The 12,811-nt window shown below is 38.8% G+C and carries 12 protein-coding genes; 7 read left to right on the top strand and 5 right to left on the bottom strand.

Going from position 1 to position 12,811, the window contains the following annotated elements; translation table 11 throughout:
* Positions 1-1,212, bottom strand: coding sequence for an NADH:ubiquinone reductase (Na(+)-transporting) subunit B (locus tag LDL79_RS12320; RefSeq protein ID WP_225597894.1), 1,212 nt, complete (start codon positions 1,210-1,212; stop codon positions 1-3).
* 5 nt (positions 1,213-1,217) lie between these two features.
* Positions 1,218-2,570, bottom strand: a complete 1,353-nt coding sequence (locus LDL79_RS12315; RefSeq protein ID WP_225597893.1) for a Na(+)-translocating NADH-quinone reductase subunit A — start codon at positions 2,568-2,570, stop codon at positions 1,218-1,220.
* 243 nt (positions 2,571-2,813) lie between these two features.
* Here LDL79_RS12315 and LDL79_RS12310 point away from each other — a divergent pair, with 243 nt between their 5' ends.
* The 5 genes from LDL79_RS12310 to LDL79_RS12290 all read left to right on the top strand — a co-directional run bounded on the left by LDL79_RS12310 (position 2,814) and on the right by LDL79_RS12290 (position 7,919).
* The gene (locus LDL79_RS12310; RefSeq protein WP_225597892.1) at positions 2,814-4,073 is read left to right on the top strand and encodes a type IX secretion system plug protein; all 1,260 of its coding nucleotides are present in this window, start codon (positions 2,814-2,816) and stop codon (positions 4,071-4,073) included.
* A gap of 29 nt (positions 4,074-4,102) precedes the next feature.
* On the top strand, positions 4,103-5,341 hold the full coding sequence (locus tag LDL79_RS12305) for a DUF3667 domain-containing protein (RefSeq protein ID WP_225597891.1): 1,239 nt from the start codon (positions 4,103-4,105) through the stop codon (positions 5,339-5,341).
* Positions 5,342-5,343: 2 nt separating this feature from the next.
* Positions 5,344-5,730: a Co2+/Mg2+ efflux protein ApaG gene (apaG, locus tag LDL79_RS12300; protein WP_225597890.1), complete on the top strand. Its 387-nt coding sequence runs from the start codon at positions 5,344-5,346 to the stop codon at positions 5,728-5,730.
* Positions 5,731-5,861: 131 nt separating this feature from the next.
* Positions 5,862-7,487, top strand: coding sequence for an L-glutamate gamma-semialdehyde dehydrogenase (gene pruA / locus LDL79_RS12295; protein ID WP_225597889.1), 1,626 nt, complete (start codon positions 5,862-5,864; stop codon positions 7,485-7,487).
* Positions 7,488-7,640: 153 nt separating this feature from the next.
* Positions 7,641-7,919, top strand: a complete 279-nt coding sequence (locus LDL79_RS12290) for a hypothetical protein (protein ID WP_225597888.1) — start codon at positions 7,641-7,643, stop codon at positions 7,917-7,919.
* A 47-nt stretch (positions 7,920-7,966) separates the two neighbouring features.
* Here LDL79_RS12290 and rsmG read toward each other — a convergent pair whose 3' ends face one another.
* Positions 7,967-8,596: a 16S rRNA (guanine(527)-N(7))-methyltransferase RsmG gene (gene rsmG / locus LDL79_RS12285; protein WP_167596395.1), complete on the bottom strand. Its 630-nt coding sequence runs from the start codon at positions 8,594-8,596 to the stop codon at positions 7,967-7,969.
* 138 nt (positions 8,597-8,734) lie between these two features.
* On the opposite strand from rsmG, the gene LDL79_RS12280 reads away from it, so the two are divergent.
* Complete coding sequence (locus LDL79_RS12280) at positions 8,735-9,841, top strand: fatty acid desaturase family protein (RefSeq protein WP_225597887.1); 1,107 nt, start codon at positions 8,735-8,737, stop codon at positions 9,839-9,841.
* Between the two features lie 15 nt (positions 9,842-9,856).
* Positions 9,857-11,053, top strand: a complete 1,197-nt coding sequence (locus LDL79_RS12275; RefSeq protein WP_225597886.1) for a pyridoxal phosphate-dependent aminotransferase — start codon at positions 9,857-9,859, stop codon at positions 11,051-11,053.
* Between the two features lie 71 nt (positions 11,054-11,124).
* Here LDL79_RS12275 and LDL79_RS12270 read toward each other — a convergent pair whose 3' ends face one another.
* Entirely contained in the window at positions 11,125-11,685 is a 561-nt protein-coding gene (locus LDL79_RS12270) for a fasciclin domain-containing protein (RefSeq protein ID WP_225597885.1), read from the bottom strand.
* Positions 11,686-11,770: 85 nt separating this feature from the next.
* Positions 11,771-12,751, bottom strand: a complete 981-nt coding sequence (locus tag LDL79_RS12265) for a YpdA family putative bacillithiol disulfide reductase (protein WP_225597884.1) — start codon at positions 12,749-12,751, stop codon at positions 11,771-11,773.
* Positions 12,752-12,811: the final 60 nt, after the last annotated feature.

Raw genomic sequence — 12,811 nt, 5'->3', positions numbered from 1 at the left:
TTAAGCAGTTTTAAGTTTTAAACGTTTCATACGTTTTTTGACGTTGGCTTGAACCACATAGTGGTCAATTGTAGGAGCAAAAACGTTCATCAAAAGAATCGCTAAGAATACTCCTTCAGGATATGCCGGGTTGAATACACGAATCATAATTGAAATAAAACCAATTAAGAAACCGTACCAGTACTTACCGGTATTGGTTTGCGCTCCTGACACAGGATCAGTTGCCATATATACAATACCAAAAGCGATACCCCCAATGATCAGGTGCTCCCAATAAGGCGTGCTCATCAAACCATAGAATTTACTGGACTCCGTAATCCATCCTGCATCTACAATACCGTTGAAAATAAGACCCATTACAGCAGCTCCAACGATCGCACTTAGGATAATTCTCCAACTAGCTATTTTAGTAAATATCAAGAACAGTCCTCCGAATAAGATTAAGAAGGTTGAAGTCTCTCCTACAGATCCGGGAATAAACCCAAAGAACTTATCTGCAAAATCATATACCACTGAAGAATTCTGAGCATAAGAACCTAAAATCGTTTCTCCAGAAATCGCATCCGGAGTACCTACCGCTTCTTTTGCACCGTGTACCCAAACTTTATCTCCACTCATCCAGGTAGGATACGCAAAGAATAAAAAGGCTCTAATAGTAAGTGCCGGGTTAAGAATATTCATTCCGGTCCCACCAAAAACTTCTTTACCTATTACAACACCAAAAATAACCGCAACAGCAAGCATCCAAAGCGGGATGTCTACCGGTACGATCAAAGGTACAAGCATACCGGTTACCAGATAACCTTCTTCTACTTCGTGACCTTTAATTACTGCAAAAACAAATTCTACAGCCAGTCCTACCGCATAAGAAACAATTACTAGCGGCAGCACGGTAATCGCTCCCATCGTAAAATTATCCCAAGTGAAGAAGTTGCCAAAAAGGCTTGCTTCACGAATCACTCCGTTTGCAGCATCAACAGCTGCATAGTGCTGATAACCAGCATTAAAAATCCCCCATATTAAAACAGGTACAAGCGCCATAATCACCGTGTTCATGGTACGCTTTAAATCATCAACAGCTCTAATGTGCGACCCGTTGTGTGTGGTTTCATTAGGCGTATACAAAAAAGTGTGTAGCGCGTTAAAAGCCGGCGCCATTTTCTTGCCCTTGAAATCCTCTTTAATTCCGTGTAGTTTTTCTTTTAATCCCATAGCTATTATCCTATTTCAGCGTGCATTAAATCTAATCCTTTACGAATGATGGCTTGGTGTGGTTGTTTTGACACACAAACAAACTCTGTAAGCGCAAAATCTTCGGGTGCAACCTCGTACATCCCTAAAGCTTCCATCGCATCAAGGTCTTGCACCATACAAGCTTTTAATAATTGTAGCGGATAAATATCTAAAGGAAACACTTCCTCGTAATTTCCGGTAACCACAAAAGCTCTGTGCTCTCCGTTTGTATTGGTATCTAGATCGTATTTTTTATTCGGGAATAACCAAGAAAAGGTTAATGCTCTTGAAGAAGAAATCTTGTTGAATACCGGTTTATTCCACCCGAACAATTCATAATCATCACCTTCAGGAATCACGGTAAATTCATTGTGGTAATACCCTAAATGACCGTCTGCTGCAACTTGCGCTCCCGTCAACACATTACCTGAAATCATTCTTACATTATCTCCCTCAACACCTGCAGAATACGCAAAAGTAGAAACCTCAGCTCCTATTTTTGTTCTGTAATACTTAGGTGCTTTAACTCCAGAACCTGCAACCGAGATCACACGCTCAGGATTAAATTTACCTGTAAGGAAAAGCTCTCCGATAATCGCTAAATTTTCAGGAGCGATGGTCCATACGGTTTCTCCTTTATTAATAGGAGCAATTTTATTGATTTGCGTACCTACATTTCCGCTAGGATGCGGCCCTGATACGGTATGCATTTCTACTTCGCTAATATTTGCAAAAACAGAATCTGCAGCTTTAGCAACACCTAAGTAAATTTTACCACTGGTTAATTTACTTAATGCTGTAATTGCAGCTTGAATATAAGCTTCCTTTCCTTTGAGACTAAAGTTATAATCTGGTGCTAAAGGCGCACTGTTGTGGCCCGAAATAAAAATAGCATCCGGAGTGGTTTTAGTGCTAGCGATGATATCATATGGCCTCTGCTTGATGAACGGCCATAAACCAGATTCTAACATTCTGGCTTTAATCGCTTCTGCATTTGCAGTAGCAACATCAAGAGTAGGAAATTCTACTGTCGTGTCTTTACCATCTGCCTCAATGACAAGATGTGTTATCACACGTTTAGCTCCTCGTTTAATCTCAGTTAGCGTTCCACTTACCGGCGAAACAAATTTGATACTTTCATCTTTTTTAGCGAAGAAAAGTGGCTCTCCTGCTTTTAGGCTAGCTCCTTCTTTAAATAGCATCTTAGGAGTTACAAGATGAAAATCTGAAGGCTTGATCACATAAGTTCTTGATTTTGGCGCTTCGGAGAGTGTCTTTTCAGCCTCACCTACCAATTTAATATCAAGACCTTTTTTGATCTTAATGTCTTTTGACATAGGAAGTATATGTTAAAGTTCTTGTTATTCTCAACCCTTTATATGCTTGAATTGAGGTGTGCGAATTTACAAATTTTACAAGGTTCTTACACAAACTAGATTATAAAAATAAAGCGGCATAATTTTCGTTACATTTGAAGCAGCGCGAACCGCTTATACCACCTAGTTTTCGGACTTATATAGATTGTTTCCAAATAAGACTTAGGTGCTGCAATGATGCCGCTTTACACCTTAATTTGCCAAATGAAAACGTTTTCGACATTATTCTTACTACTAGCCTTCTGTTCTCTTTTTGGTCAGGTGGCTATCGAAGTTCCTGCCCCCTCCTATATCAAATCTGTGCAATTTTATGGTAATACCGCACAAAGTCAACTTCCGGTGATCAGATTGGGCGACCCGCTTAATTTGAGTTTTGACGACATCATTGGCGATGAAGCTGATTATTATTACACCATTACCCATCACAATTATGACTGGACTCCTTCAGTCTTAGCAAAAACTGAATATCTCAAAGGTGTAGATGATGTGCGTATTATGAATTACACCAATTCAGTGAGCACGCTTCAGCTGTATACACATTACGAATTGCAAATCCCTAACCAATACAGTACTGCGATCTTAAAATCTGGCAATTATTTACTAAGCATCTTTAACAGTGATGACGAGCTTATTTTTTCGCGAAAATTTATGATCTACGATCCTCAAGTCACAGTGGGCGTCGAGGTTTTGCGTACCCGCAATCTGGAGTTTATAGAAGAAAAACAAGTGGTCAATTTTAATGTTGATTCCGGTGAAAATATATTAATTAACCCTGAAGAAACTGTAAAACCCTTGATTATTCAAAATAACGATCTTAAAAGGTCTGTGGGCAACATACCTCCTCAATACAGCATAGGTAATCTTTTGCAATACCGTTATGATGACGAAACCTCTTTTTACGCAGGAAATGAGTTTTTTGATTATGACAATAAAGACATTAGGGCTGCGACCAATCGCGTTCAGTATATAGAGTTGCTTAAACTTTACCACAATTATTTATACGGAAACAACACCCGCAAAGACGCCGTTTACACTTACAATCCTGACCTTAACGGAAATTTTCAGATCAACACCATACAGGGAGATCAACCCAAAGTGAATGCTGAATATGCGTGGATTCACTTTAGTCTAGATCACCCACAAAGACCTGAAGATGAAGAGATACACCTCTACGGAAACTTCAATAATTTTGTGATTGAAGATGCTACCAAATTGCAATTCAATCCTGAAAATCAGCGTTACGAATTGCCCATTTTACTCAAACAAGGCTACTACAATTACCGCTATGTGGTGGTTAAGGACGGTAAAATGCTCAAATACAACCCAGTTGATGGAGATTTTTGGCAGACTGAAAATGTTTATGATGTTCTCGTATATTACAGAGCTCCGGGAAGCAGATACGACGAACTCATAGGCAGAGGGAATGCGCTCTCTACCTCAATTTCTAATGTACGCAGAGACTAACTTTAAGAAAATCGTTCTATCTTTAGAACGTGAGTAAACAACTAGAGCAGACTTCCAGAAAATCTTTGCGCTACAGAGGTAATGAATGCCTCAACTGCGGGCATCCGCTAGAAATCAGCGACCGCTATTGCTCGTATTGCGGCCAACTCAATTCGACTAAAAAATTATCGCTTCAAGATTATTTTGGCGAATTCATCATCAGTATTGTCAATTATGACAGCAGGTTTAGATATACCGTTAAAGACCTTCTGTTTAAACCCGGAGTCATCACTCGAAATTTCACTAGCGGAAAGCGTATGCGCTATGCTAATCCGTTTCGATTTTTTTTGAGCGTTAGCATTATTTATTTTTTACTAAGCGGTTTTTTGGATTTCATTCAAATTGCAGATGCTGAGTCTGAAGAAAATCCGTCGCTACAAAACATTTTCAACTTTCAAGATGACGACGATCAGGCGGAGATCCCTCTTGATTCCATCAACTATTACAAAATACTTGCGTTAAATACTAAAGACAAAGACAGCCTTGAGCAACTGCCCCTTATTTACAGAAGAGAAAGCAGTTTAGACACGCTAAATTTTGTCAGCCGCACTGCATTTAAGCTAAAAATGTTCCACATATTCTCATTGCAGACAAAAGTTGAAAATTCATATCAGGCTTTAGATAGTCTTGAGTATTCTAAAAGTAAACTGAATGTTTGGCTGTATGATCGTGAAAAAGGCTTAAAACGTATTCAAGAAAACCCGGTAGCTTTCGGCCAGTACCTCGCAAAAAAAATCCCGGTTTTCTTATTTTTTCTAGCACCGTTATTTGCGTGTTTTTTTTTGCTACTTTATTATAATTCTGAATCAGTTCGCTTTCACAAGAATAAATTACGAGTCACATCCCGCAAGAAGCTACAGTCCTTATTTAAAACACCTTACATAGGGGGCTTCTGTCTTTATTGCCTGGCTACATTACGGTCAGTTTTCGTTGTGAAAAGAAATTACAACTATATGGAACACGTCATCTTTATCTTCCATATATTCACCTTTCTATTCCTCGTACTACTATTATTACTCGTTCCTGAATTCCTAATGGGCAGCAGTCTGCTCTCCGGACTTTTTATCAGTTTTGTTGCGCCATTTTATTTTTACAAAGCGCTGCGAAACTTCTACCAAGAAAGCCGCCTGCGCACTTTAATGAAGTTTTTTATACTAAATATTGTATTTTTAATGCTAGGAATACTTACGGGCAGCGTATTCTTTTTTCTCACTGCCGCGCTTTATTGATTATGGTAGAACAAGTAACTAAAGGCATTCGGGTATCTGTAGATACTTATTTTGAAGGCTCCTTCACAAAAGAAGGCGTGCTCTTCTATGCTTTTGGTTATAAAGTAAGTATCACCAATAATAGCGAAGACACCGTGCAATTACTAAGCAGATCTTGGGATATTTATGATGCACTAAATATTCAAGAGAAAGTAGTTGGCGAAGGCGTTATTGGCCAGAAACCCGTACTTAAACCGGGAAAAACACACACCTATTCTTCTGGCTGTTTACTACGTTCTCCTTTTGGCGCTATGAACGGGTATTACACGATGATCAATTTTACAAATTCTGCTCAATTTCAAGTTTCAATACCCACGTTTAAGCTTAGCGCTACCCATTTGCTTAACTAAGTGCAAAATTCCATTAAAATAGTATATAAATCGCGTCTTGTTCGCGCAAGGTATTGCCTTTTATATTTTGTAACTTTAGCACGTTCAAAGTTTAGCACGAACAAATACTAAAAACAACAAAAAATAATTATATGTCAAAAGGATTTTTTGAAGTACCTGTTGCGATCAATGAGCCTGTAAAAAGCTACGCTCCGGGAACTCCAGAACGAGAAGAAGTATTAAAAGCCTATAAAAATTTATACAACAGCACGATTGATGTGCCTCTTTATATAAATGGCGAAAAAATCGAAACGTCAAATACGCGTACGATGTCTCCGCCACACGATCACAAACACGCTTTAGGAAAGTATAGCTTAGCTGAAAAAAAACACGTTGAAGATGCAATCTCAACCGCATTAGAAGCTCGTAAAAAATGGGCAAAAATGCCTTGGGAGCAACGTGCAGCTATTTTCTTAAAAGCCGCAGAACTCATTCAAGGACCTTACCGCTATAAGATTAATGCAGCGACTATGCTGGCACAGTCTAAGAATATTTTTCAGGCGGAAATTGACAGTGCTTGTGAACTTATAGATTTCTTGCGCTTCAACGTGCAGTATATGAGTGAAATTTACTCTGAACAGCCTGAATCTTCAGCTGCTGCTTGGAACCGCGTTGAGCACCGCCCACTTGAAGGTTTTATTTATGCCGTAACGCCATTTAACTTTACTGCAATCGCAGGAAACTTACCGGCTGCCCCGGCATTGATGGGCAATACTGTGGTATGGAAACCAAGTGACAGTCAGGTTTATTCTGCTCAAGTTATTATGGAAGTTTTTGAAGAAGCAGGGGTTCCTGCTGGAGTGATCAATATGGTGATGGGAGATCCTGAGATGATCACAGACACGGTTTTGGCGAGTCCGGATTTTGCCGGAATTCATTTCACCGGTTCAACACACGTATTTAAGGATATTTGGGCAAAAATTGGTGCAAATATTCACACTTATAAAACCTACCCACGTATCGTTGGAGAAACCGGAGGTAAAGATTTTATTTTAGCACATCCTACGGCAAACCCAAAACAAGTTGCGACTGCGATTTCAAGAGGTGCTTTTGAATTCCAAGGACAGAAATGTAGCGCAGCAAGTCGGGTTTATGTGGCAAAATCGATCTGGTCAGAGGTTAAAGAATTCTTACTAGAAGATATTAATTCTTTTAAAATGGGATCACCAGAAGATATGAGCAACTTCATCACTGCTGTGATTCACGAAGGTTCTTTTGATAAGCTAGCTAAATACATTGACCAAGCTAAAGAAGACAGCGAAGCTGAAATCATTGCTGGTGGAAATTACGACAAGTCTACCGGTTACTTTGTAGAGCCTACAGTAATCGTTACTACTGATCCTAAATACACCACAATGACTACCGAATTGTTTGGCCCTGTAGTTTCTATCTACGTATATGAAGATGCTGACTGGGCTAAAACTCTAGAGCTTGTAGACGATTGCGATTATGCATTAACAGGTGCTGTACTATCAGGAGATCGTTATGCAATTGTTGAAGCTACAGATGCATTGCAAAACGCAGCGGGTAACTTCTACATCAATGATAAACCTACGGGTGCAGTGGTAGGACAACAACCTTTTGGTGGTGCTCGTGCTTCGGGAACAAACGACAAAGCAGGAAGCGTTCTTAATTTATTACGTTGGGTTTCTCCGCGCTTGATTAAGGAAACATTTGTTACCCCAGAAGATTACAGATATCCATTTTTAGGAGAGTAAATTCTTCTTAAAATCTAACATAAAGCTATCGTCTTCAATACGGTAGCTTTTCTTTTAACCTTATTTCTAATGTTAACTTAATGTTACGTAAACTTAAATTTAAGGTTATCTGAACTATTTTTTTTACCTTTGAGTTATCAAAATACGATGATTATGACGACGGAGGAAAATAAAATGTATGTACTGAAAGTAAAATATTCAGTTATTGACGTTTCAAAAAAGAAAAATAAACGCAGAATAACCCGAAAGAAAGAAAAACTATATCTGGTACGCGATCCAGAAAGTATTGATGACAAGCTTAAAGAACTTGAAGATACGTTACTTGAGATCGATCAGGAGCAGCGCACCACGTTGCTCAACAGAGCAAAAGATTTCTTGAGAAGTTTTGGAACACGATGTAACCGAACGTACCTAAATATGCTACGAACTTAAACAAAAATAGCGGCTCCTTGAGCCGCTATTTTTTGTATAAATGCTTGTTATCCTTTGTATTTTAAGGGAAGATGCACAACTTTTTTAGTTTCAAAAAAGTCTTCTTTAAAGTAATCACTCAAGTCATAGATCTTAGCCGACTTATACAATTGAAGTTCTTCGGTTAGATCACCGCCTTTAAGATAAAGAATTCCGTTTTTAAGTTGGTGCTCACTCTTTTTAGCGATTCTACCTTTGATCCATCGTACAAAAGTTTCCATTTGCGCTACTGCCCTACTCACGATAAAATCATACTCGCCCGAAATATTTTCAACGCGATCATTTGTAATTTTTACATTTTTTAGATTTAACCCTGCAGCAACCTCTTCAACCACTTTTATTTTCTTCCCAATACTATCTACGAGATGAAATTGCGTCTCAGGAAATAAAATCGCTAACGGAATTCCCGGAAAACCACCACCAGTACCCACATCTAGAATTTGCGCTCCCGGTTTAAAAGCTTGCACTTTAGCGATTCCTAAAGAATGTAAAACGTGTCGCAAGTAGATCTCATCAATATCTTTACGAGACACCACATTGATTTTTAGATTCCAATCCTGATACAATTCATTCAACTTTTCAAACTGAATCAATTGATTTTCATCAAGATCTGAAAAATAGTGCTTGATTAGCTCCATAATAGAATTTTATGGCAACAAAATTAGGATTTCGGGCGTTAAATTAAAGGATTTTCAGACCTTAAAACGATATAAATCTTATTTTTGAGGTCGCGTTAAAAAACACTTAAAAAGTGCTTTTGCGATAAGCTTTATTCTATGGAAGACACAAAGACAATAAAATTTTCAAGAGTTGATTCGGCTAAATTTTTCCGAACACTCAATAAGCGCGTAAACGCTTATTTTAAAGATAATAATGTAGAACGCACCGGAAACTGGAAATTATATTTGAAAACAATAGTTATGTTTTCGCTATTTCTCACCCCATACTTTTTACTGCTCAGCATAGATATGCCGGGTTGGGCTCAATTGCTATTGACCATTGTTATGGGTGTAGGTATGGCCGGAGTGGGAATGAATGTAATGCATGATGGTAATCACGGCTCATTCTCTAAGAAAAAATGGGTAAATAAAGTGATGGGAAGCAGCATCTACATTCTTGCCGGAAATGTTTACAATTGGCAAGTTCAACACAATGTATTGCACCACACCTACACCAACATACATGGTCACGACGAAGATCTTGAAGCGGGACGCATTCTACGTTTTTCAAAACACGCCAAATGGTATAAGCACCATCGTTTTCAGCATTATTATTCGATCTTTTTATATGGATTATTAACCTTTAACTGGGCACTTACCACTGATTTTCTTCAGATGAAACGATACTTGAAGCGTAAATTATCTTACGGTGAATTCCCAAATCCGAAGTTAGAATGGACCAAACTGGTGATCACAAAGTTGATCTATTTAAGCATCTGGATAATTCTTCCGTTATTAATTTTAGACATTGCCTGGTGGAAAGTTTTATTAGGTTTCTTTGTGATGCATTATACGGCTGGCGTTATTTTAAGTGTTGTTTTTCAATTAGCACACGTTATCGACGAAGCAGATATGCCGCTTCCGGACCAGACCGGCACTATGAAGAACACTTGGGCCATTCACCAGTTGTTTACAACGGTTAACTTTTCTACTAAAAACAAGATCGTAAACTGGTTTACCGGTGGATTAAATCATCAGGTAGAACATCATATTTTTCCACACATCAGCCATATTCACTACACGAAAATTTCAAAGATCGTGAAGGAAACGGCTCAAGAATTCAACTTACCCTATAATGAGTATAAAACCACACGCAAAGCGGTAATTGCTCATTTTAGATACTTAAAAGAGATGGGCATGCGCCCCGCTCTTCAAACTGCTTAATTTTACATTTTTTAAATGGAAACACTTACCAACCAATTATCTGACCGAATTAATAACCTGGCCGCTTCGGCTACCCTTGCAATGGCTGCAAAAGCGCGTGAACTACGTGCTGAAGGAAAGGACATTATAGGGCTTAGCCTTGGAGAACCGGATTTTAACACGCCAGATTTCATTAAAGATGCAGCAATACAAGCTGTTAATGACAATTACAATTCATACACTCCTGTAGATGGTTATGTAGAATTAAAAGACGCGATCATCAACAAGTTTAAGCGAGACAATAAGCTTACTTATGATCGTTCTCAAATCGTGGTTTCTACCGGAGCAAAACAATCTTTATACAATGTAGCTCAGGTTTGCCTAAACCCGGGTGACGAGGTGTTGCTACCTTGCCCGTATTGGGTAAGCTACTCAGACATTGTGAAGCTTGCTGAAGGTGTGCCTGTGGAAGTTGAAACTTCGTTGGACACCGATTTTAAAATGACTCCAGAGCAATTAGAAGCTGCGATCACTCCAAAAACTAAAATGCTTTGGTACAGCTCTCCTTGCAACCCAAGTGGTTCTATTTACAGCGAGGCTGAATTAAGAGCTTTAGCAGATGTACTTCAAAAGCACCCACAAATTGTAGTTGTAAGTGATGAAATTTACGAGCACATCAATTACGTAGGTGGTCACGCAAGTATGGCACAGTTTGAAGATATGTACGACCGTGTTGTAACCGTAAATGGTGTAGCAAAAGCGTTTGCCATGACTGGATGGAGAATTGGTTATATTGGAGCTCCGGCATATATCGCCCGCGCTTGTAACAAAATTCAAGGTCAGGTGACCAGTGGTGCTAACTGTATCGCACAACGTGCCGTGATCACAGCCCTTGAAGCTCCAGTGAGCAAAATTCAATATATGGTTGATGAGTTCAAAGAGCGTAGAAAATTGATCTTAGGTTTACTCAATGATATTGAAGGTTTTGAGTGTAACGAGCCTGAAGGTGCGTTTTACGTTTTCCCTAATATTTCGCATTACTTCGGAAAAACGCTTAACGGTACAACGATAAACAACGCTTCAGATTTTGCGCTTTATATTCTAGAGCAAGCAAACGTTGCTACGGTAACCGGCGAAGCCTTTGGTAATCCTAACTGCATCCGTATTTCTTACGCAGCAAGTCAAGATCAAATCAAAGAAGCTTTAGCTCGAATTAAAAAAGCGGTTTCCTAATAGAAATTCAGCTTTATAACATTAAAAAAGCGACCTCTATGGGTCGCTTTTTACTTTTGATATTATCTCGATTACATCTCAGGAAGCAGTACCGTATCAATTACGTGAATCACTCCGTTGGACTGATTAACATCGGCAATTGTAACCGTTGCTACGTTACCTGCTTGATCTTTGATTTGCACCATTTCGCCATCGAGCATACCCCATAACTTTTGGCCATTTACGGTTGTCCATTCTGCAGTTCCACCACCATCTTCAATATCTTGAATAATTGCTGCTGCCGAATTTTTACCGGCAATCACGTGATAAGTCAAAACACCTTGTAATGCTTTTTTATTTTCAGGCTTCAGTAAGTTAGCCACAGTCCCTTCAGGAAGTTTTTCAAAGGCTGCATTGGTAGGTGCCAATACTGTAAATGGTCCTTCACCTTGCAAAGTCTCAACCAAGCCTGCTGCTTTTACAGCTGCAACCAGTGTGGTGTGATCTTTAGAGTTAACTGCATTTTCTACAATATTCTTCGTAGGAAACATCGCTGCACCGCCTACCATTTTGGTTTCTTGTGCAAATACTTGAGTGGTTGCAACCATCATTAAGGCTACAAGCATTGTAGAAAATAAATTTCTCGTTTTCATAATGTAAGTTTTTTTAGTTACACTACACTTACGAGAAGAAAAACGCTATTGGTTTTTGGCAAATTAAACTTTAGGGATACATTAACTATTCTGAAGTTACCGCAAGTTTCTTTTTAAGATCCTTAATGATCATATCAGCATGCACGCGCGTATTTTCAATGAACAACTTACTTGTTTTTAATCCACTATTGATGACTCCAGCAACATACACATTGGGTAATGGCGTCTCTAAAGTTTCTTCGTCATGAATTGGTTTCTTATGATTTTCTTCATCTACAGGTATTCCTAAACGTTCAAATAAATTAAAATCTGGGGTATAGCCAATCATAGCCAATACAAAGTCATTTTCTAATTCAACCGTTCCGTCTGGGGTATTGAGGATTACGCTATGCGGCTTAATCTCCTCAACGGTAGACTCAAAATAGGCTTTTATTGAACCTTCTTTAATTCGGTTTTCGATATTGGGCTTGATCCAATATTTAGTTTTTGGGTAAATCTCATTACTGCGAATAGCCATCGTTACTTTAGCTCCCTTATAATACGTTTCTAAAGCAACATCACAAGCAGAGTTGGCAGCGCCAACCACTAAGATCTTTTGATTTACGTAAGGATGCGGACTGTCATAAAAATGGCACACTTTGGCAAGCTCTTCTCCCGGAACATTCAAACGTCTTGCAGTATCATAAAAGCCTGTAGAAACAATTACAGCAGAAGTGTTGTATGCTCCTTTTGGTGTTTGAAGTACATATCCTGCTTCGGTTTGCTTCATACTTTCTACTGGAGTATAAAGTTGCACATTCAACTTCCAACTATCATAAACGCGGCGATAGTACTCTAAAGCTTCCTTGCGTGTAGGTTTATCATTATGCGCAACAAATGGCACATCCCCTATTTCGAGTAGATTAGAAGTAGAGAAAAAGGTCATTTGCTCAGGGAAATTGTACAACGAATTGACAAGCACTCCTTTTTCAAGAATTATATAATTGAGATTGGCTTTTGTAGCGGCAATTCCGCAGGCCAAACCTATAGGGCCACCACCTATGATAATGAGATCGTAATTTTTCAAAACAATTATTTTTGGGTTGGTTGGGATTAGTCGAAAAACAAAAGCGACCTGACTTTTACT

The organism is Leeuwenhoekiella palythoae (assembly GCF_020310025.1).
Lineage (GTDB): Bacteria > Bacteroidota > Bacteroidia > Flavobacteriales > Flavobacteriaceae > Leeuwenhoekiella > Leeuwenhoekiella palythoae.
Note: the sequence above shows the minus strand (reverse complement) of the source record. Positions and strands in the feature narration are given on the sequence as shown.

Bases quoted from the DNA above. Each gene is read 5' to 3' on its own strand.
- pruA (WP_225597889.1), top strand. From the start codon at position 5,862: ATGTCAAAAGGATTTTTTGAAGTACCTGTTGCGATCAATGAGCCTGTA.
- LDL79_RS12280 (WP_225597887.1), top strand. From the start codon at position 8,735: ATGGAAGACACAAAGACAATAAAATTTTCAAGAGTTGATTCGGCTAAA.
- rsmG (WP_167596395.1), bottom strand. From the start codon at position 8,596: ATGGAGCTAATCAAGCACTATTTTTCAGATCTTGATGAAAATCAATTG.
- LDL79_RS12320 (WP_225597894.1), bottom strand. From the start codon at position 1,212: ATGGGATTAAAAGAAAAACTACACGGAATTAAAGAGGATTTCAAGGGC.
- apaG (WP_225597890.1), top strand. From the start codon at position 5,344: ATGGTAGAACAAGTAACTAAAGGCATTCGGGTATCTGTAGATACTTAT.
- LDL79_RS12310 (WP_225597892.1), top strand. From the start codon at position 2,814: ATGAAAACGTTTTCGACATTATTCTTACTACTAGCCTTCTGTTCTCTT.
- LDL79_RS12270 (WP_225597885.1), bottom strand. From the start codon at position 11,685: ATGAAAACGAGAAATTTATTTTCTACAATGCTTGTAGCCTTAATGATG.
- LDL79_RS12275 (WP_225597886.1), top strand. From the start codon at position 9,857: ATGGAAACACTTACCAACCAATTATCTGACCGAATTAATAACCTGGCC.
- LDL79_RS12315 (WP_225597893.1), bottom strand. From the start codon at position 2,570: ATGTCAAAAGACATTAAGATCAAAAAAGGTCTTGATATTAAATTGGTA.
- LDL79_RS12290 (WP_225597888.1), top strand. From the start codon at position 7,641: ATGACGACGGAGGAAAATAAAATGTATGTACTGAAAGTAAAATATTCA.